The 20,883-nt window shown below is 60.1% G+C and carries 17 protein-coding genes; 4 read left to right on the top strand and 13 right to left on the bottom strand.

All coding sequences use genetic code 11. The features are described from left to right. Window positions 1-122 precede the first annotated feature (122 nt). The 5 genes from N2245_RS14100 to N2245_RS14080 all read right to left on the bottom strand — a co-directional run bounded on the left by N2245_RS14100 (window position 123) and on the right by N2245_RS14080 (window position 6,624). A complete protein-coding gene (locus tag N2245_RS14100) occupies window positions 123-1,409 on the bottom strand; it encodes an NAD(P)/FAD-dependent oxidoreductase (RefSeq protein WP_494537341.1) in 1,287 nt (428 codons plus the stop codon). Between the two features lie 2 nt (window positions 1,410-1,411). Beyond that, window positions 1,412-3,844, bottom strand: a complete 2,433-nt coding sequence (locus tag N2245_RS14095; protein ID WP_494537340.1) for an MGH1-like glycoside hydrolase domain-containing protein — start codon at window positions 3,842-3,844, stop codon at window positions 1,412-1,414. Between the two features lie 10 nt (window positions 3,845-3,854). Continuing rightward, on the bottom strand, window positions 3,855-4,628 hold the full coding sequence (locus N2245_RS14090; protein WP_494537339.1) for an SDR family oxidoreductase: 774 nt from the start codon (window positions 4,626-4,628) through the stop codon (window positions 3,855-3,857). Window positions 4,629-4,718: 90 nt separating this feature from the next. Further along, a complete protein-coding gene (locus N2245_RS14085) occupies window positions 4,719-5,405 on the bottom strand; it encodes a response regulator transcription factor (protein WP_494537338.1) in 687 nt (228 codons plus the stop codon). Continuing rightward, window positions 5,374-6,624: a sensor histidine kinase gene (locus tag N2245_RS14080; RefSeq protein WP_494537337.1), complete on the bottom strand. Its 1,251-nt coding sequence runs from the start codon at window positions 6,622-6,624 to the stop codon at window positions 5,374-5,376. The genes N2245_RS14085 and N2245_RS14080 overlap by 32 nt, the downstream gene beginning before the upstream one ends. Before the next feature lie 155 nt (window positions 6,625-6,779). On the opposite strand from N2245_RS14080, the gene N2245_RS14075 reads away from it, so the two are divergent. Genes N2245_RS14075 through N2245_RS14060 form a run of 4 tightly spaced genes read left to right on the top strand, consistent with a single transcriptional unit; the run spans window position 6,780 to window position 14,102 of the window. Beyond that, complete coding sequence (locus tag N2245_RS14075; protein ID WP_494537336.1) at window positions 6,780-8,534, top strand: thiamine pyrophosphate-dependent enzyme; 1,755 nt, start codon at window positions 6,780-6,782, stop codon at window positions 8,532-8,534. Window positions 8,535-8,544: 10 nt separating this feature from the next. Further along, complete coding sequence (locus N2245_RS14070) at window positions 8,545-9,822, top strand: hypothetical protein (protein ID WP_494537335.1); 1,278 nt, start codon at window positions 8,545-8,547, stop codon at window positions 9,820-9,822. 10 nt (window positions 9,823-9,832) lie between these two features. Continuing rightward, on the top strand, window positions 9,833-11,044 hold the full coding sequence (locus N2245_RS14065; protein WP_494537334.1) for a M24 family metallopeptidase: 1,212 nt from the start codon (window positions 9,833-9,835) through the stop codon (window positions 11,042-11,044). 28 nt (window positions 11,045-11,072) lie between these two features. Then, window positions 11,073-14,102, top strand: a complete 3,030-nt coding sequence (locus tag N2245_RS14060; RefSeq protein WP_494537333.1) for an FAD-binding and (Fe-S)-binding domain-containing protein — start codon at window positions 11,073-11,075, stop codon at window positions 14,100-14,102. On the opposite strand, the gene N2245_RS14055 is transcribed toward N2245_RS14060, so the two are convergent. The 8 genes from N2245_RS14055 to N2245_RS14020 form a co-directional block, all read right to left on the bottom strand. Continuing rightward, window positions 14,099-14,287: a hypothetical protein gene (locus tag N2245_RS14055; RefSeq protein ID WP_494537332.1), complete on the bottom strand. Its 189-nt coding sequence runs from the start codon at window positions 14,285-14,287 to the stop codon at window positions 14,099-14,101. The two genes, N2245_RS14060 and N2245_RS14055, sit on opposite strands and share 4 nt — an antisense overlap. A gap of 5 nt (window positions 14,288-14,292) precedes the next feature. After that, a complete protein-coding gene (locus N2245_RS14050) occupies window positions 14,293-15,762 on the bottom strand; it encodes an ATP-binding protein (protein ID WP_494537331.1) in 1,470 nt (489 codons plus the stop codon). Between the two features lie 40 nt (window positions 15,763-15,802). Further along, window positions 15,803-16,447: a ferric reductase-like transmembrane domain-containing protein gene (locus N2245_RS14045; RefSeq protein ID WP_494537330.1), complete on the bottom strand. Its 645-nt coding sequence runs from the start codon at window positions 16,445-16,447 to the stop codon at window positions 15,803-15,805. Further along, window positions 16,440-17,366, bottom strand: coding sequence for an FAD:protein FMN transferase (locus tag N2245_RS14040; RefSeq protein ID WP_494537329.1), 927 nt, complete (start codon window positions 17,364-17,366; stop codon window positions 16,440-16,442). The genes N2245_RS14045 and N2245_RS14040 overlap by 8 nt, the downstream gene beginning before the upstream one ends. A 47-nt stretch (window positions 17,367-17,413) precedes the next feature. Beyond that, complete coding sequence (locus tag N2245_RS14035) at window positions 17,414-17,653, bottom strand: hypothetical protein (RefSeq protein WP_494537328.1); 240 nt, start codon at window positions 17,651-17,653, stop codon at window positions 17,414-17,416. Window positions 17,654-17,850: 197 nt separating this feature from the next. Continuing rightward, window positions 17,851-18,837 carry an N-acetylglucosamine kinase gene (locus N2245_RS14030; protein ID WP_494537327.1) on the bottom strand — a complete coding sequence of 329 codons (987 nt, stop codon included), beginning with the start codon at window positions 18,835-18,837 and terminating at the stop codon, window positions 17,851-17,853. A gap of 4 nt (window positions 18,838-18,841) precedes the next feature. After that, complete coding sequence (locus tag N2245_RS14025) at window positions 18,842-19,564, bottom strand: 6-phosphogluconolactonase (protein ID WP_494537326.1); 723 nt, start codon at window positions 19,562-19,564, stop codon at window positions 18,842-18,844. A gap of 4 nt (window positions 19,565-19,568) precedes the next feature. Further along, window positions 19,569-20,867, bottom strand: a complete 1,299-nt coding sequence (locus N2245_RS14020; RefSeq protein WP_494537325.1) for a family 4 glycosyl hydrolase — start codon at window positions 20,865-20,867, stop codon at window positions 19,569-19,571. Window positions 20,868-20,883 lie beyond the last annotated feature (16 nt).

The raw sequence follows: 20,883 nt of genomic DNA, 5'->3' as shown, positions 1-20,883 counted from the left end.
GGGAGCCTGACTAGCGGCACAGCACTTTTAGGTTGTTACCAGGCTATCTATCTTGTGGGCAGTTATCATCCCCGCTACGCATCGCTGGGACTAGTCGACACTCTTGCCACATTGGAACGTCTCTATGGGACGGCGCTACGGATGGATGGTACCTCGTTGATGTCTCGCCCCACAAGCACCTCGAGCAGCCAATCGGCGGCCACTCGCAGCTTCTGGGATCTGCTTGGGATCTTCGCTAGGTAGGTCCCACGCCAGAGCAGCCAAGCGGGGAGCCCTGATAGTTTGATGCCCTTGAGGTCCGCTATGGCGGCCCTACGGCCCACGAGGGCTAGCTCCCCTATGGGGTTGTACCTGAAGGGCCTTGGCGCGTACCCCTGCGAGACGAGGGCTATGTTGGTCGCCACGGTTCTACCTTCCCGCGTGGCGTTCTGGGCAGTGGGTGCATAGGTGCCTCCACCCACCTTGGGTACCTCCGCGCAGTCCCCTACCGCCCAGAGGTCGGCATGGCCCGGCACGCTGAGGTAGGGATCGACCCTGATACCACCATGATCACCCTTGGGCACGTCTAATCTGCCTACTATGGGGTTGGGCGACACCCCGGCGGTCCACACCACGGTCTTGGCATGGACTTTCATGCCTCCCTTGAGTTGGACGTGATCTGTTGCCAGCTCGGATACCTCGGTGCCCAGCAGCACCTCTGCGCCCGATGCTTCCAGTTCTTGCTGGGCGTAGGTCGCTAACCTCTCACCCAGTTCCTCAAGCAACCTTCGACCATGGTGGACCAGAACTACTCGCACATAACTAGGATGGATTTTGGGATAGCGTAGCACGAGGCGGCGGACGAAGGCGTTGACAGCGGCCGTGGTCTCTACCCCAGATAGACCTCCCCCAACCACAACAAAGGTCAGCAGGCGCTGCTGTGCAGCGGTGTCCGATAAGGAGTTAGCTAGTTCGAAGGCGCCCAGGATGTGGTTATATAAGTTGGCAGCGTCCTCCAAGGTCTTCATTCCCAGGGAGTGCTCCTGGGCGCCGGGCACGTGGTGGAAGTTTGTGACCGACCCCAGCGCGATCACCAGGTGGTCGTACGGTAGCTCTAGCTGCTCCTTTGGCAACCCCAGGCCTTTGGCTCCGACCCTTATCTTTACCTTCTTATTGCCAAGATCGACTTCCTCTACTTCCCCTTGCTGGAACCTCACAGAACGTGAGATCTTCCGTAGGTTTACCGCTGCGTGCCTCATGTCTATCTCGCCCACGGCCGTCTCGGTCAGCAGCGGCGTGAACACCGCGAAGTTAGTCCTGTTGACGAGCGTTATCTTGGCTTCAGGCAGCTGCCTAGTTAGCTCGCGCGCAGCCGACACACCGGCTAAACCGCCCCCGAGCACCACCACGTCGGGACCATTGTTGGACATATCTAAACCTCCTGCCTCAAGTCCATCACCACGAACCCCTTACGCTCTATCTGCAGGGGCAAGCCCTGCTGTAGCTTCTGGCTGGGAATGCGCCCGAGGTCCCTCCACTGCCCAAACAAGCTGTTGAAAGCTCGTATCCTGTATTCTCCAGATAGCTCTAGCTCCAAGTGTACTCCCAAGTTGATGGTCTCGTTGGCGGTGTTGCCGGCGAAGAGCAGTAAATTGTCGCCCTGTCTGAGGCCCACGGGACACACCGCATCGCTGCTAGCCCGCACCTGGGAGGTAATGTCGTGCTCGTACATCACGTAGGGCGTGGACTCCTGAAACTGGAAGTTGGTGTACATCAGGATATCGGGTGCTCTGACGGCCACCCAAGTTAGGTACTTGCCCCGATAAGGGACTTTCTGAGCAGCCAGCCACTTCCAATTGGGCGGCATCTTGGGGTCCACCCTCACTGACCCGGAGGTGTCCAGCCCTGCCACGCCCTCTATGGCCGCCCATAGATAGCGGGGCGGGAACCAAGGAGAGAGCATCATCCCCTGGTTGACCAGCGTCTCGCCGTGCAGCCACTCGGAGAACTGGCCCGGGACCGTGTTCCTGTGGCGGGGATCGCTAGAGTAGCTCTGGAAGCTGGTGCTCAGGGCGTGCGCCATGAAGCCTGGCGTGTACCTTGCGGCGGCGAAGGCGTACCAGAAGGACACCCCTACCCATACTCCTCCCAGCAGGCCCCAACCACCGTTGGGGGTGTAGTCCACCGAGTCCCTGGGCACGGTCCTGATGCCAGACTCCGTCCAGAATTCGGGTCCGCTCAGGCGCGCTATGATGTTGGCCGCTATGTCATCATCTGCCACCCCGAACATGACCGGGAACACCAGATCGGAGGTGATGTCGCTGCGAGGACTGCCGTCCAAATCTATGTTCAGGTAGTAGAGGCCGTTCTCAGGGTTGTAGAGGTGCTTGTTGATGGCCTCCTTTAGCTCGGCTGCGTGCTGGGCGAATTCCTTGCTCTCGTCGTGTCTGTTGAGCTCTCTTGCCATGTGGAATACTGTCTCCAGCGCCTTGTAGCACTCCGAGTTGACCTCCGTGGTAGCTCCTGAGAGCCTATAAGATGGGATCACGTTGCGCCATCCCACTATCCCCCAGTTGCTGGTGCCAGTGGCGTTGCACCACACCAAGCCTTGCTCGTTCCTCTGAGATAAGATGTAGCGTGCGGCCTTGACTGCAGCGGGGTAGACCTCCTCCAAGAACCCCCTGTCACCGGTGGCGTTGTAGTGGTGCCAGAGTGCAAGTATCAGCAGGGGGGTGTTATCGTTGATGTTGAGGCCGTAGTCCTCGGTGCGCCCGTTACGTATGTCATAGTACTCTATGATCTTGCCGCTGGGCTGCTGGAGACGTACATAGGCCAGCAGCGCCTCCCGGGCGAACTCCGGAGTGAGGTAGTCCGCGCCAAACCCGAACCAGGCGGTGTCCCGCCCCACGCTGTTGTTGGATCTGGTAGGGTCGTTGGTGAAGCACCAGCCTGTGGGAGCCTTGGTCTCGACCCTCAACATGTCCGCCTTGGCCCACAGCACTCCGGAGTTGACCACTGGGTCAGGAGTGAGTACGGTGGATCTGCTCATGACCTCGGCGTAGTACCTGCGAGTGCTATCCAATGCCTTCTGCGCATCCGGGCAAGATTCGAACACCTTCTTGGCGTCATCCCTGCCTTGATGCGAGAAGGTTATCACGAAATAGAAGCTGGTCTTCTCCTCGGGCGACAGAGAGTGGGACAGGTGCAGCACCCCCAACGGATCTCCCACCACCTTCGTCTCGTTGGAGAGCTGGCCTGGCCAGCTCTTGGACACAGATTTTGCGAAGTCGAGTGTGGCCTCGAAGCTCCGAGGTTCGATCGAGCAGCCCACCACCCTTGCGTCTTGGGGAGAACCCTCATTCCAGGCGACTATCGCGTGGAGCTTGCTATCGTACTCCACGTGTACGTCGTGCTCGGTATCTCCTCGCAGGTCGACGAAGGCGTATGTGGAGACCCGTAATGGCTCGTATCCAGCGTTGTGCAGCGTGACCACGTAGTAGACCGCCGGAGGGTCGACGCTTCCGTCAGCATGGGGGCCGGTGTTGAGCACGAAGATGTCTTCGTGCACCTCCAACCGGCTCTCCAGGGTGAAGATGTGCTCTTGGTGTTCTGGATGGATGAGGAACGTGCCGCTATGCTGTTGTGCAAGGTGCATCGTGGTGCTCTCGTCGTAGTGTCGCAGCACCAAGGCTCCCAACAACGTCTGTCCTGTATCTATGCTGTACACCTTCTCGATAGCACCCGTGGCCTTGATGATCGTGGCTACTTTGGGGCCGCCCAGAGTGCTGCCCACTGCTAGCTCGTCGTCCGGTACCTGGTAGAAGGCCACGCGACCCGATTGCCCCACCTCCCTGGCGGTAGGCATATCCGACCTCCTAGAGGCTACCCGACTGACGGATCATGCCGCCGTCTATGAAGTAGGTGCTGCCCGTGATGTAGGCTGCGTCGTCGGATGCCAGGAACGCTGCCAGCTTGGCTACCTCCTCGGGTTTCCCCATCCGCCTCAGGGGGATCTCGGAAAGCAGCTGCGACATCAGCTTGGGATCATGCTTGAGGTTGGCGTCCATGGGGGTGTCGATGGCCCCGGGTGCTATGTTGTTGACGGTGATGCCATGGGGTGCAAGTTCCACGGCGATGGTGCGCATGAGCATACGCATGCCCCCCTTGGCGGCGCAGTAGGGCGCGTTGGTAGGCATGGGCAGTTCCTCGTGCACCGAGGAGATGTTGATGATCCGGCCGCCGCCGCCTTGCCTGACCATCTGGCGAGCGCTTTCCTGGCAGCCCAGCCAAGTGCCGGTCAGGTTGACAGCTATTATCTTCTGCCAAACCTCCAGTGGGGTGTCCAGGAAGGGCATCTTCTGCTCCACGCCGGCGTTGTTCACCATGATGTCCAGCTTGCCGAAGTGCTCCACCGCCTGGGCCACGAGGTTGCAGACATCCTCCTGTTGGGAAACGTCTCCTTGAACAGCTATGGCCTTGGAGCCCGCATCGGCTATCTGCTTCACCACATCCTCGGCGTCTTCCTGGTGGCCGTGGTAGTTTACGACCACGCTGGCGCCGGAGCGGCCAAACTCTAGTGCTATCGACTTGCCTATGCCCGAAGAGGCGCCGGTGACCACCGCCACCTTGCCATGTAGGTTCACCTGCATCTTGGTTTCCTCCTGAAGGATGCTGCTTTGCTTCTAGTGTAGCGTTGCAAGGTGACACTGTCGGTGAAAGTTGGTGACAATTCGTAAACGCTAACTGCTGCAGAATCTATATCCTATGCCCCACTCTGTCTGGATGTACCTTGGGTGTTCTGGGTCGTCGCCCAGCTTGCGCCTTAGCCTGCGGATGAAAGCCTTTAGCAGCTGGGTGTCGCCCACGTAGGAGGGTCCCCACACCCTCTCGAGCAGCAAGTTATGAGGCAGTACCTGTCCAGCGTTGGTTACGAGAACCTCTAGCAGCCTGTACTCCGTTGAGGTCAGGTAGATGGGTTCGCCTTGCAGGTATACTTGACGAGTCCGAGTGTCGATCACGAGCTCAGAATCGCCATGCCTGCTGGGGGACAAGCCACCGTTGGCCCTGCGCAGGAGTGCCCGCAGCCTGGCCAACAGCTCGAGGTGATCGAAGGGCTTGGTGAGGTAGTCATCGGCTCCTAGGTCCAGCGCCCTCACCTTGTTCAAGGTGTCATCTAGGACGGTGAGGATGAGGATAGGGACGGCCGACCTCTCGCGAATCCGCCTGCATACCTCGAAGCCATTAGGTGGAGGCATTGTTACATCCAATACAACCAGGTCTGGCTCGCGCTCCCCAAACACCTCCAGCGCCTCACCCCCGCTGGTGGCCACCTCAACTTCGCAGCCAGGCCAGTTCATCCTCGCACCGAACGCTATCACCTCGGCGACCTCAGGGTCATCCTCCGCTATGAGTATCCTGGGCAACATGCTGTGTGTGCTCCTTTCTAGGTGCACTAGGCAAGTGAAAGCACACCTGTGTGCCTCCTGATGGAGAGTATCCAGCCCATATCTTGCCGCCGTGCAGCTCCATTAGAGCTTTACAGGTAGCAAGACCCAGGCCAGCGGCGCCCGCACTCCCCCCTCTGTAGAAGCGGTCGAACACCTTAGGCAGCTCTTCCGTGGGGATGCCTGGACCATTATCACTTACGCAAACCTCCACATCACCGTTGGACCGGATACTCAACCTGACGATGGTGCCTGCGGGGGTGTGCGCGTGAGCGTTGTGCAGGAGGTTGAGCAGTACCTGTGCTAGCCTCTTGGGATCGCCGACCATCACGAGAGATCCTGGCACATCCAGCTCCAATCGCTGTCCCTTCTGGTCGAACAGCGGCTCCACGGCCTGTGTTACTTCCTCGGCAAGGGATACCAGGTCGAGCTGCTTTGGCTCCAGCTGCAGCACGCCCGCCTCCAGCTGGCTCAACGTGAGCAGGTCGTCCACTAGCAGCTCCAGCCGCTCGATGCTCCTACGTGCACTAGCTAATAATGCCCGTTCATCCTCCTGCAGCCTGTCGTGTGCGCTCGTGCTCAGCATCCCCACAGCCGCACGGGTGGAGGTGATCGGAGTGCGCAGGTCGTGGGAGAGCGAAGAGAGGAACTGGGAGCGCAGCTGCTCTAGCTCGGCCTTTCGGCGGACTGCATGCAGCTCTTCCTCCTCCAGGAGCAGTCGTCGAGTGAGGGCGGATGTGCCAGCCCCTACCAGCGCCATGATCAGGATGCGAGCCGCTAGTTCCTTGATGCCCATCTCGTTGGGTAGCCACCGTGGCAGCGTGGGATGGATAGCTGCCACGGTGATCGCCACGACTACGGTGTAGGCCAGGCTGCCCCTGGGCGACATCGCGGTGGAGGCACAGATCACTGCAAGGAAGAAGAGGTCGAACAGCAGTGCGTCGGGCTGAGCTCCCAAGAAATAGATGATTGTGCTCGCCGCTAGGTCGCATACCGCCAGCCAAGGGTAGCGTGGCATGCCCAGAAGATCCACTGCCAGGTTGTAACCCGCAAACAGCAGCACCAGTTGCCAGCTCTCCAGACCTAGCCTGCCTTCAGCTGGAGCAAGCGTGGTCAGGATGAGCAGGGCAGCTATGGTGAGCCAGCGTATGGTGCGCAGGGCATCCCGGAGAAAGCTGCTGTTGCGCGAGTTTTCCTTCATCTGCACAGTCCTGATTATACACCTGGCAATTTACAAACTGTCACCAAATTTCACTTTGGCCTTCACCTTCCGCTGTTATGCTGATTCTCGGTGGCGCGATGGCTGCTGTTACCTGGGTGCAAGGTTAGAGTAACAGCAGAACGGAGGTCAATCTCATGGCAGATACAACTGCAGACGTACTCGTGGACAGGCTGATCAGCTGGGGAGTCGACACGGTGTTCGGCCTGCCTGGCGATGGAATCAACGGCATCATGGAGGCGCTGCGCAAGCGCCAGGATCGTATCAAATTCGTGCAGGTACGGCACGAGGAGAGCGCAGCGTTCGCGGCTTGTGGGTACGCCAAGTTTACCGGCAGACTGGGGGTGTGCCTAGCGACCTCTGGTCCGGGAGGTATTCACTTACTCAATGGCCTCTACGATGCCAAGATGGATGGGGCACCGGTGTTGGCGATCACAGGCCACACCTTCCATGATCTGATCGGTACCCACTATCAGCAGGACGTGGATCTGGACAAGCTGTTCCAGGATGTGGCCGCGTACAACGAGAGGGTGATGGGGCCGGCGCACGTTGTCAATGCCCTGGACGAAGCGATCAAGACCGCGCTTGGGCAGCATACGGTGGCCCACATCACTATCCCTAAGGACGTACAGGATTGGGAGGTGGATGACGCGCAGAGGTCGTCGGCCAATATCCCGGAGCACAGCGCCGACCTGTTCGCTGCTGCTCGATCTGTGCCCTCCGATGAGGAGCTGAGGCGAGCAGCGGAGGTGATCAACGCAGGCTCCAAGGTGGTGGTGTTCGCCGGCAGGGGTGGTGCGGGCGCTCGCCGTGAGCTCTTGGATCTGGCCGAGAAGATAGGAGCTGTGATAATCAAGCCTCTGCTGGGTAAGACGGCCGTGCCGGACGATAGCCCATACACGACCGGTGGCATCGGGTTACTGGGCACCGCCCCCTCGGTAGACGCTGTTCGGGAGTGCGACACCCTCCTGATGGTGGGCACTAGCTTCCCTTACATCGAGTTCTATCCCAAACCTGCTCAAGCCAGGGCGGTGCAGATCGATATAGACCCCACCCGAATAGGCCTTAGGTACCCGGTAGAGGTGGGCTTGGTTGGCGATTCCTCCGATGTTCTTCAGAGGCTGCTGCCTTTGTTGCAACCCAAGGAGGATAAGAGCTTCCTCCAAAAAGCTCAGAAGGGTATGGAGGACTGGCGGCGCCTCATGGAGGAGAGGGGCACGCGCACGGACGTGCCTATGAAGCCTGAGGTCGTTACGCACCACCTCAACAAGTATCTATCGGAGGATGCGATCGTGATCTCCGACACCGGCACCGTCACCACATGGGTGGCTCGCCATATAGAGGCTCGGGGCGACATGCTTTTCTCGGCCTCTGGCATGCTGGCCACGATGGCCAACGGGCTGCCCTACGCCATAGGGGCTGCCGTGGCCTATCCCAACAGGCAGGTGGTGGCGATCGTGGGGGATGGAGGCTTTACGATGCTGATGGGCGATCTGGCTACAGTGGCCAAGTACTCGCTGCCCGTCAAGGTGATAATCATCAAGAACAACAGCCTGGGGCAGATCAAGTGGGAGCAGATAGTACTCGAGGGTAACCCTGAGTACGGCAACGACCTCCACCCGATAGACTTTGAGCTCTACGCCCGTGCGGTGGGCGTGCCAGGCTACACTCTAGAGGACCCATCGCAGGCGGACGAGGTGCTGCGTCGGGCTATGTCGGAGCAGGGACCTTGTCTGGTGCAGGCGGTGGTTGATGCCAGTGAGCCTCCGATGCCCGGCAACATCACGCTGGAGCAGGCGGTGCACTTCGCGCAGTCTATGCTGCGGGGAGAGAAGGATCGCATGGAGATCATCAAGACGATCATCAAGGACAAGATCCGCGAGGTTATATAGGGGCAAGGAGATGGAGCTTCCAAGGGCCAGAGATTTACCCAGGCTGGTCAAGGTGAGGCAGCTGTTCCCCTCTAGCCGACTGGAGGACATAGGGTCTGAGGTGCGTGCCCGCCTAGGGGCGCTGCACCTGCAAGATCGGGTGCATGCAGGCATGCGGGTTGGCGTAACGGTGGGCTCGAGGGGTGCGGGTGGCACCTTGGAAGCATTGCGTGCCGTAGTACAGGAGTTGAGGTCCCTGGGCGCCGAACCTTTCCTGATACCGGCTATGGGTAGTCACGGCGGGGCTACGCCCGAGGGTCAAGTGGAGATTCTCAGGCGCCTGGGGATAACCGAGGAGAGCGCAGGAGCTCCCATAGACCCAAGGATGGAGACGGTAGTGCTTGGGGAGGCCCCCAACGGCTACGAGGCTCACTACGCGGTCAGCGCCCACGAGGCCGACGCCGTAGTGGTGCTGGGCAGGACGACTGTGCATCCCAACCTCAAGGCCGGCGAGCGGAGCGACGGTGTGGCCAGCGGGCTACTGAAGATGGTGGGGGTGGGCCTTGGAAAGCAAGCGGGGGCGTTCTCGGCCCACCACCACGGACTCGGCGAGAGCGTGCTGGCCGTACAGGAGGTTACACTACCTAGATCCAACGTTATCGCAGGAGTGTCAATCGTCGAGAACGCCTACCGTGAGCCGGCTCATGTGGAGGTGGTGCGGCCTGAGGAGTTCAAAGCCTGTGACCAGAGGCAGCTAAGACTGGCGCGCACGCTGGTGGGCCGCATCCCTTTTGAGGATCTGGACTTGCTGGTATGCAGCCAGATGGGGAAGGATGTTGCTGGCTCGGGCCTGGATCCCAACGTCATCGGCTTCTGGCGTATAGAGGGCGGCCCTAGGGTTCCCAACTTCCGACGAATAGTAAGCCTCGATCTTACGGACGCCAGCCTAGGCAACGCTATAGGCCTGGGGTTGAACGACTTCGTGCCTCGACGCCTGGTGGAGAAGATGGACGCCCACAACACCTGGATGAACCTCCTAACTGGTGCCAACAAGGACGGCAGCACTATCGAGGGTTACACGCCCGTAGTGGCTGAGAACGACAGGGAGGCCATAGAGCTGGCATTGGCTTCGGTAATGCCTTACAAGGCGCCCAGGGTGTGTCACGTACGCGATACTAGCAGGCTCTACGAGCTGCTGATATCGGAGGCCTTGCTGCCCGAGGCGTATCAGCTGGCGAACGTCGAGATCGTCAGTGAGCCCCGACCTTATAGGTTTGATGACGAGGGTCGTTTCATCTGGCCCGAGTAAGGAGCTGGATATGGATAGTGAGCGAGCTACTCAGGCGGCAGAGATGATGAGTCGCCTTGGGTATGATGCCCTGCTGTGCAGGATACCGGAGCACGTCTTCATGCTCACCGGTTATCTACCGGTGCTGGGAAACTCCCTCTGTCTAGTAAGGCTGGATACAGGTGGCAGGCTGCAGGTGCTGCTGGCTGTGCCTGAGGACGAGCGCGACCTGGTGCCCGAGGGCGCTGCCGATGATGTGCGCACCTTCAGCGAGGAGTCTGGTTCCCGTATACAAGATACCCTGCAGGCGGTCAGGGAGTGTCTGCAGCTGCTCCTTATCTCTGCTGCTCTGGGCCCACGGTGCGTGTTGGGCTATGAAGGTGGGCATTACCCGATAACATCTCCTTACACTCAAGTCGGGGTTCCGGGGCGGGCGACCGTGGATCTGTTGAGCCAGCTGCGCCCGGAGGCCAGCCTCGTGGACGCCACCCCTATGTTGGACGCGTTGTCGTCTTTCAGGACGCAGCACGAGCTTAAGCTGATGCGCCAGGCCACGGCCCTCGCTGTCGTTGGTTTCCGTGCAGCTCGGTCGGCGATACTGCCAGGGGTCACGGAGGCGGATGTGGAGGCAGCGGCCGTGGCGGCGATGATCACCGCAGGGCGCAGGGATCATCCTGAGAAGCATGTATCGGCTCACGTGCACGTGATGTCAGGTGAGCGCTCGGCCCTGGCGTACAGGGCCTACAACACCACCTCCGCCCGCATGCTCCAGCGCGGCGATCCGGTGCTGGTGCAGATGGAGGTATGTGTTGGGGGTTGCTGGGCGGAGCTCACGCGTACGTTCTTCGTGGGGGACATCTCGCGTCGGTGCGAGGTGGTGCTCGGTGCCTGCCTGCGCGCGCAGTGGGAGGCGCTGCAAGCTATCGGCTCGGGACGAGAGGGCAGGTCGGTAGATGCGGTCGCTAGGCGAGTTCTGAGAGATGCCGGACTTGCGGAGGCTTTTCGACACGGGCTGGGGCATGGGGTTGGGTTGCAAGCCATCAACCATTCGGCTCGCCCCAGACTACACCCCGCTTCGGTAGACGTGTTGCAAGCTAGCATGACCCACAACGTAGAGCCGGCGGCCTACATGGAGGAGCAATGGGGGATACGCCTCAACGACAACGTCCTCGTGATGCCCACGGGCTGTCAGATGCTGTCGCAGCCGCTACCCAGGGCCGTCGATTGGCTGGTGGTGGGCTAGGCATACAGTAGGAAAGGAGACTGTGTAGATGTTGTACCTTACCCAGGATGATCTGCGATCTCTGAGCGACGAGATCGCCTCGCGCATCAGCGGCGAGGTGAGGTTTGATGCCGGCAGCAGAGCGCTGTACGCCACGGACTCATCCAACTACCGGCAGGTGCCCCTGGGCGTGGTGTTGCCCCGATCAGCTGAGGACGTGGTCGAGACGGTGGCGGCCTGCAGGCGGTACGGGGTGCCGATCCTATCCAGGGGAGGGGGTACCAGCTTGGCAGGCCAGTGTTGCAACGTGGCGGTAGTCATGGACATGTCCAAGCACTACAACCGGCTGCTGGAGCTCCGTCCGGACAAGCGGTACGCTGTGGTGGAGCCAGGGATCGTCCTGGACGAGCTGCGCGATGCCGCCGAGAGGTACCACCTTACCTTTGGCCCGGATCCAGCCACTCACGACCACTGTACGCTGGGAGGTATGATAGGCAACAACTCCTGTGGCGTCCATTCAGTGATGGCCGGCAAGACCGATGACAACGTGGAGGCGTTGGAGATATTGACCTACGACGGGCTGCGCATGTGGGTGGGCCCCACCAGCGAAACCGAGCTGGAGCAGATCATCAGCGAGGGCGGTAGGCGCGGGGAGATCTACGCGGCCCTCAGGGACCTGCGGGACAGATACGCGGACCTCATACGCGAGCGCTTCCCCGACATCCCCCGCAGGGTGTCGGGGTACAACCTAGTGCACTTGCTGCCCGAGCACGGCTTCAACGTGGCTCGGGCGCTGGTGGGCAGCGAGAGCACTTGCGTGACCGTGCTGCATGCCAAGCTAAGGCTTGTGGATAGCCCGCCGGCTCGTACCCTCGTGGTGCTAGGTTTTGAGGACGTCTTCACGGCCGCCGACCATGTGCCGGACGTGCTAGAGCACGACCCCATAGCTCTTGAGGGTCTGGACGAGAAGCTCATAGACTACTCCCTCATGCAGGGGTTGCACCCCGACAGCATCAAGCTGCTGCCCAAGGGGCATGGCTGGCTGCTGGTGGAGTTCGGTGGTAAGGACAAAGAAGAGTCGGATACCAGAGCTAGGGAGATGATGGGGGCCCTACGGAAGCTGTCACCCTCTCCCAGCATGAAGCTGTTCGATGATCCCCATGAGGAACGCCAGATGTGGCTGGTGCGCGAGGCTGGTCTGGGAGCCACTACCTTTATCCCTGGCACCACGCGCATGGAGTGGCCGGGATGGGAGGACTCGGCGGTTGCACCTGAGAAGCTAGGAGACTACCTGCGCGATTTCAGGAAGCTGCTGGACAAGTACGGCTACGATGGCTCGCTTTACGGCCACTTCGGGCAGGGCTGCTTGCATACCAGCACGGACTTCGATCTGGAGTCGGCCGATGGCGTGCGGAAGTTCAGGGAGTTCATCTACGAAGCCGCTGACCTGGTGGTGAGCTACGGGGGCTCGCTCTCGGGTGAGCATGGTGATGGGCAGGCCAGGGGGGAGCTGCTCGAGAAGATGTTTGGCAAGGAGTTAGTGGAAGCCTTCCAGGAGTTCAAGGCGATATGGGATCCAGAGGGCAAGATGAATCCCGGCAAGGTGGTAGACCCTTACCGGCTCGATGAGAACCTGAGGCTCGGTCCCCACTACGATCCGCCCTCGGTGCGAACGCACTTTGCTTTCGTGGGCGACGACGGGGACTTCTCCAAGGCAGCACTGCGCTGCGTGGGTGTTGGCAAGTGTCGACGACACGGGAGCAACGACCCCGACGATGATACCATGTGCCCGAGCTACATGGTGACTCGGGAGGAGATGCACGCCACTCGGGGCAGGGCCAGGCTGCTGTTCGAGATGCTGCAAGGTAATCCTGTATCGGAAGGATGGAAGAGCGAGGCTGTCAGGGAGGCGTTGGACCTGTGCCTAGCTTGTAAGGGCTGTAAGTCCGACTGCCCGGTGAGCGTGGATATGGCAACCTACAAGGCGGAGTTCCTCTCCCACTACTACGAGGGTAGACTCAGACCCCGTGCTGCCTACTCCATGGGCTTGATCTACTGGTGGGCTCGGCTAGCGACCCTTGCGCCAGACGTGGTCAATCTACTGCTACGCGCCCCGGTATTGGGCAGGTTGTGCAAGCTTGTGGGCGGTATAGACTCAAGACGACGATTCCCGCCCTTTGCCCCGCAGACGTTCAAGTCCTGGTTCCTCTCGCGCAACGGATCTCGTGGGCATAAGGGCAAGGTCATCCTGTGGGCCGACACGTTCAACAACTACTTCATGCCGGAGACCGCGAAGGCTGCAGTGCGCGTGCTCGAGGCCGCAGGCTTCCAGGTAGAGGTACCCAGGAGATCGCTCTGCTGCGGTAGGCCCCTATACGACTGGGGCATGCTGGATCTGGCCAAGCGGCAGCTGCGGCAGATCCTCGAGGCCTTGGAGGAGGAGATACAGGCCGGCACGCCTGTGGTGGTGCTCGAGCCCAGCTGTGCATCTGTGTTTCGCGACGAGCTCACTAACCTGTTCCCGAAGGACAAAGACGCCCAAAGGCTCAGCCAGCAGACTTACCTGCTCTCCGAGTTCCTGCAGAAGAGAGCGTCGGATTGGCAGATGCCCAAGCTGGAGCGCAAGGCTCTTGTCCACGGCCACTGCCACCACAAGGCGATCATGGGGATGAGCGACGAGCGTGAGGTGCTAGGGAGGATGGGCGTGGAGTTCGACGTACTGCCTTCAGGGTGCTGTGGCATGGCAGGGGCCTTCGGGTTCGAATCAGGCGAGCACTACGAGGTCTCGGTGTGCGCCGGGGAGAGGGTCCTGCTGCCTGCGGTGCGCAAGGCCGCCCCCTCGACGATCATCGTTGCCGACGGCTTCAGCTGCAGGGAGCAGATAGCCCAGGGTACCCACAGACGTGCGTTGCACCTCGCAGAAGTGGTGGACCTGGCACTGAGCGGCCGACTGCCGGAAGACAGCAGCTTTCCTGAGAGGATCTATAAGCAGGACGGCACCCACAACCTGAAGGCGATCCTCAAGTTGTCGGGGGTGTGCCTGGCCATAGGAGGGCTGGTAAGGGTGGTCAGGCGCTAGGCATCAAGAAGGTCCGTTATTTGTGCCCACCTCCCCAGTGCGCTAAATACCTCTACGCTGGTGGTGCGAGCGTGGTCTCTGCCGCCGGCCTGAGATCTAGGGGAATCTGCAGGCGGTGCAGGCACGCCTGGGAGTATCAGCCCAGCGGTGTGCTCGGATTGGGGATGAACAGTTGCAGCCCACATTTGCGCTAGCTGTTAGAGCGTGATGATAGTTGCAAGGAATTCTTGTATGCTGGCAACTCGGTGCTATATATAGGTAAGTGTACTGTGAACGTCGACCCACATCCTGGTGTGCTGTTCACATCGATATGGCCTCCGTGCGCCTCGACGATCCATCGCGCGATCGACAGCCCCAACCCGCTGCCACCGCTGCTGCGTGCTGGGTCTGCTTGGTAGAACCGGTCGAAGATGTACGGCAGGTGCTCGGGAGATATGCCGATGCCTGTATCCCTGACCTCGACCTTGGCTTCGGAAGCATTCCCCTCCAGCCTCACCTCGATGCTACCCCCGGCAGGAGTGTACTTTAGGGCATTGTCCAGGAGGATCAGCAGCAGCTGGCGTAGTGCATCGGGGTCACCACATACTTGGATGGGCTGAAGTTCAGCGACCGATAGCTCCTTGTTGCCGTCCATGCGTGCTGCTTGGGCGACACCGGCCTCCACTATCTGAGCCAGATCGACCACCTCCCTTCTCAGAGCTATCCCACCGTCGGCCCTGGCAAGCGTCAGCAGGTCGTTGACCAGCCTGCTCATGCGCTCTGCCTCGTCGTGGATCTCGGCCAACGCTGCTGCTTTGTCCTCCTCCGACATGTGGGGTACCTGTCTTAGCATCGCAGCATTCCCCCTGATGCTTGTAAGAGGGGTGCGCAGCTCATGGGAAGCATCTGCCACGAACCTGCGTTGCGAGGCTAGCAGCTCTCGTAGGTGCCTATCAGAGGCCTGCAATCTATCCAGCATTTGGTTGAAGGTGGTTGCCAGCCTGCCGACCTCGTCGTGTGCGTACTTCACCTGCACCCTCTTGGAGAGATCGCCAGAGCGAGCCACCGCCTGTGCCGTGGCCACCAACTGTGCCAGCGGCCACAGGGCAGACCTCGCCATGGCCGATACTACCAACCCAGACACGAGCATCACGATCAAGAAGCACGCCAAAGCCAGCAGCCTTACTGCCTGCAGCGTGCCTTCTACTCCCATCAAGCTTCTGCCCACCTGGACCACCAACAAGGTACCATTATCTAGCACCACGGGAGTGGTGTAGACCCGTACGCTCTCTCCAGCCAGCACGATCGTCCTGAAATGAGGGATACTCTGGCTGACCTCCTGGCCTTCCAAAGGCATCAACTTGCTGCCCAGCGCATCGGAAGATGCCAGTACGTGGCCATGAGCGTCGGATATCTGTACGAACGTATCTGCGAAGGCAAATGTGTCCGGTGGTGGAATATCTATCGCCTCTCCTGTGCTATGGAACCTGTCGCTCCGGTCGATGGCCCTACTTACCTGGGATGCCCTCTCGACCAGTGATTGGTCCACCTGACTGTAGAGGTTTCTTGACAGCAGGCTGTAGAGCACGCAGCTGAACAAGATCAGTGCCGCACCTAGCACCAGTAGATGCCAGGTGGTCAAGCGGGCCCGCAGCGATTTAGGCATGTCTACCTTAGGCATCTTCGTCACCGATCGATGCTCTCGTTGGAGTTTGAGCCCATCACGCTCTCCCGACAACTTGCTTTCTGCGATCGGAGGTGAACCGAAAGCGCCTGTTAGCGAGATAGGCTAGGATCACGAAGCTGATCAAGTACAGAGCCACTGCCCATGGATTTCTGCTGTCGGTGCCTGAGAGCACCGCGTGATACAGCGACAATATATAGGCTGGCACGCTCAGGTAGTGGAGTATGCGCCAAGTTCTGTGGCCGATTCTATGTTCCAGGTAGGAGCTCAGCGTTATCACCAGCAACAAGTACATCGCCAATATGCCGAGTGTGACCTGTATGGGTCTGTAGGCGGATAGCATCGGTACCACTAGCTGTGGTAGGCTAAAGCCTACATAGCTGTCCCACAGCAGCGAGCTCACGTGCAGGGCTAGCAGGCCTAGACCCAGGGGAGCGGTGAATTGGTGCAGGTCGTATAGTCTCCACCTGGGCAAGGTGCCCGTGCTGGCGCCATCGCGTATCACCAGCCCAAGGGCTATGTTGAGCCATAGCAGTACGTAGGCGCTTAGCCCCGCAGCTCTGCTGATATACCAGGGTATGTTGGTTGTGCCGCCGACTGCTCCCTCAACAGTCCATGATACAACCAACATCCCGAGCGCGAAGAGTACTAACCATAAAGCGGCAGACTTCAGTTTACCCATAGACCATCTCCGATAGATTAGTTGTCATAATATAGTCGTTGTTGGCCAACACTAGCACGCCATCCGCCCCGGCGTCCTCGATTAGTTGAATGCCCCGCTCCTCTCCTAGGATGATAGCCGATTTGGCCAGCACCTCTGCCCTTGTGACCGAGTCATCGATCACTGTAGCGGAGACGACGTGTGTTTGAGCTGGTAGACCTGTACGTGGATCTATGATGTGGTGCATGACTTCTCCTCCTCGGAGCCAACGCCGCTGCATTATGCTGGAGGTGGCTACTGCCCTCTCCTCAAGACCTAGAGTCAGGAGGTCACGGTTGGGGAACCTGGGGTTGACGACCGAGATGAGCCAAGGGCGCCCTTGCTTGCTCCCACCTACGTACAGGTCGCCACCGGCGTCGATGCCGAAACTTACCCAATCGGATAGGATCTCCACGGCCCTATCTACCGCCCATCCCTTGCCTATGCCTCCAAGGTCTATAGCGCTGCCTGGTGGGAGCGTTATTGTATTGGTGTCTGGGTCCATACTGATGTCTCGCCAGCAGCCTGCCTTAGAGACGGTTGACAATGTGGCCTCTTGGTCCTGTGATCCTGTTAGGAGCTCGAAACTGCGGTCGTAGCCCGCGGCCATCAGCGATGGTAGCACTGTGGGATCGAATATACCGTCCGTTACCCTGGCTGCTGCCACTGCTGCTTGGACCACATCGAATAACATCTTGGATGCTCGGAACGGTCTGCCAGCAGCTGCGTTGAGTGCCCAGAGCTCCGAATCGGGCAGGAAGCGGCTCAACCTTCTCTCGACTGCACCGAACAGTGCTACGACTTGTTGTATATACTGTTGAGCCTCTTCAACGTCGCCAGCTAAGATCCTCAACTGCACTTCCGTGTTCATGGCCCTGAAGGTTCTAGTTACCTCCTGCATCTCTACCTCCTGTGCTCATATTGCTATCTATCCATCCTCAAGACCTCTTACGAGCTCCTGGTCCTGAAGTCAGGGATTGCCTGTAGGCTCGTGGAGCTGATACCCTGCCCAGAACTAGGTATGTTTACCACCGTGGGTGTGTTCTGGCTCCCTGAGGTGTTTGCGTGGAGTTTGTCGTCGATGGAGGCCTTCGTTGTTGCCGTTAGAAAAGCTCCCATCATGGTGAACGTTCCCAGCAGCACGCTTACCCTACCTACGAGCTTGTTGCGCCGTCGTGTGTTCGACATCTATCGCCTCCTTGAGAGCTTGGTATGGATCGGTCATCGATCTGTTATTAGGATAGGCCCCATGCTTCTGAGCATCGTCAGGGCTACATAAGAATGCGGTAAGAGTTGGAGTATCTAGGTCCAGAGAAGGGGAGCACGTCTATAGGGGAAACAGAAGGTGGCCTCATATAGCCTGTGTGGGTATAGGCTCTTGGGGCTTATGTCTCGAACAGCGATGCTGGAGGCAGTGAGCAGGTGATTGCCTCGATCACCAGAGGGTTGATCAGCACCCCTGCTTGCTCCAAGGCTAACAGGAGTGCTCCCACTGCCGGCTCGAACCTGCTGAAGACTGGTCGCACGTCAGGGTCGCTCTCCAGTACTCTGTCGATGATGGCCTGGGCCACCAGCTTGGATGGATGTCTGATCACGCCACCAGCAAGTACTAGGTAAAAAGGTTCTTGGTCGATCTCGACCTTGCGGGCGGCGGCCAATGCGTAGTCTCCGATCGATCTCCCATGCTCGAGAACGATCCTGAGGGCCGTGGGATCTCCCTCGACCGCGGTATCGAGCAGGACCCTGGCGAAGGACCCCAGGTTGTACCTGCGACGGCTGCCCCTGGCGGTGAGGGCATGCAGGAAGGCCTCCACGGACTCCTCTCCGAAGTGCGCCAGCAGCTTCTCCCTTAGGACGGTGGGAGGGTCTATCCCCAGCTCGGCGCGCATCACCGCGCGCAGGGCTTTGTGCCCTAGCTCCTGTGCGCCCTGGGGCTCCTGCCAGAAGCTGGTGTGCCAGATCCTGCCCCCCGCGCTGCGGGCGCCTATGGCCATGCCGGTTCCGCAGACCACCGAGACGCCGGTGCCATCTGGGGATCCTGCCCTGAGCGCGCCTATGGCATCGTTGTAGACGCTGACCATCTGTCCGTATCCACGAGAGCGCACGTGTGCCTCGAGCAGCTCGAAGTCCTCGGGCCAGTCGGCTCCGGCCAGGGAGAAGACGCCAGCTACCAGGGAGCCCGCCGCCACACCAGCGCTCTCAAGCGCCCTCTCAACGGCTAAATCCAGCTCCGCAAGCGCAGCTTGCTCCGAAGGCGCACCGTAGATATCGCTGCAGCCCGAGCGCCCGCTGCCGAGGATGTGGCCCTCCAGGTCGGCCACGAGCGCCACAGTCTTGGAGTTGCCCCCGTCCACCCCGAGCACGTAGCCCATAAACCTATCTCCCCCAAGCATCCCGATCTGCCAGCACTGTTACCTGTGGGAGTGCCTGCAAGAACGATGCTGGCACCTCGGGTGTCATCTGCCCGCTGAGGGCTCTATGGAGTATCTCCCTCTTGTGTCGTCCACAGACCAACAGGAGTATCTTGCGCGCTGCAAGGAGCTGGGTCATCCCTGCCGTCAGCGCCCCGCGTGGTACTCGGTCTACGCCCCCCCAGTAGGTGGCGTTGCTCAGGAGGCTGGCCTCCGTCAGCTCGACGGCCCGCGTGGGCGATGTACTGTCCGAGGGGGGCTCGTTGAACCCCAGGTGGCCGTTGGGCCCTAGGCCCAATATCACCAGGTCGTAGCTTCCCCATGCCTCGACGGTCCTGTCGTACTCCTGGCACTCGCGTTCGATATCGCACGCATCCCCGTGGAAGCGGTTTACCCTGGAGGGAGGTATGCCCAGTGGATCCAGGAAGGACCTCCGCAGCCAGCCGTAGAGGGATCTGGGATCGTCATCCGACACGCCCAAGTACTCGTCCAGCTGGCAGACCCGCAGGCTGGAGGTGTCGAGCTGCCCTTCTTGCCTCAGCTCCGCCAGTCGGCGGTAGGTCTCCATTGGGGTGTTGCCCATGGCTGGCACCACGACCGCATTTGGTTTGGAGCGTATCTCTGAGGCCACCAACTCCGTGGCCAGTTCGTGCATTTCCTCAGCGTCTCTTGCGATCACCAACCTCATGCCCTTACCTCAGCAGACGCTCAGGTAGGTATTCCCTTAGCGCCGCGGCCATCTCGTCGTAGATGCGCTCAGCCTTCTCCAGAGAGAAGCAGAGTGGGTTGCTCGCCAGCGCCCTGATGGCATCCTTTCGGGTCCCGCTCCACGCCGCCTCCGCGGCCAGCGCCTGGTACTCCCCCAGCATCTTGACGAGGCCGGACACGTGCTTGGGCATAGCCCCCTGTGGTATGGGTTGTATGCCTTGAGCATTTACCCTGCCCGGCACCTCCACCACCAGGTCGTCGGGGAAATCAGCGATGGCGCCGTTGTTGGGCACGTTCACCGGCCACACCTCATCCTTTCGGTTGAATATGGCATCCATGACGTCTATGGCCAGCTCCAGCTCGTGGATGCCTCCGCGCGACCTAGAAGGATCGAGCTGAGGATCCTCGGCCTCTGCCTGCTCCCGGTAGTGCTGCCAGTAGTCCGGCACCCAGCTCATGATGTCCTGCGCTCTCGTCGTGGGTTTGTTGCGGAGCTCCTCGAGCACCTCGTCCTTGAAGTAGTAGTACTGGAAGTAATAGGCAGGTATGGACTCCATGAGCGCGGTCAGCTTGAGCATCCGCAGGCCGTGGACGTCGGCGGATGGGTCATCCCTCATGCGCTCGTAGGCCTCCTTGAGTAGGGGGATCATATCTTGGCCGTCGTAGAGGTGCTTGATGCTCCAGCAGCCGTGGTTGAGGCCGATCATGACTGCATCCACCTTGTCTGGATCGAGCCCCGCGATCTCCGCTATGTGCCGCGGGAATATTATAGGGCCCTCGCACAGGGACACCGTGCGGATCTCGCTGTGGTGGGTGACCGCCTCGGACACTATGTTTATGGGGTTGGTGTAGTTGATCAACCAGGCGTTGGGGCACAGCTCCTCCATGTCCCGGACTATCCCCTGCATGACGTGGATGGTCCTTAGCGCCATGAAGAAGCCTCCAGGGCCCTGCGTCTCCTGACCTATCACCCCGTGCTTGAGCGGCACGCTCTCGTCGATGTATCGGGCCTCGAAGCCCCCAGGCCTGAAGCTGGTGAGCACGGCATCGCAGTCGACTAAGGCCTCCCTTCTGTCGGTTGTGGTGCTTACCTTGATGTCGAGGCCACGGTTGCGCGCCATCTTCTCTGCTATCTTGCGCACGATCTCCAGGTGCTCCTCGTTGAGGTCGACCAGCACGACCTCTGAGCCGTCGAAGTTCTCGCCTTGGTGGATGAAAGAGGCCATCGTGCCTGGAGCACGCGTGCTACCCCCACCTATGTAGGCCAGCTTGATCCTTGCCATATATCCTCCTCGATCT

Source organism: Thermobaculum sp. T2p, from assembly GCF_059335935.1.
Note: the sequence above shows the minus strand (reverse complement) of the source record. Positions and strands in the feature narration are given on the sequence as shown.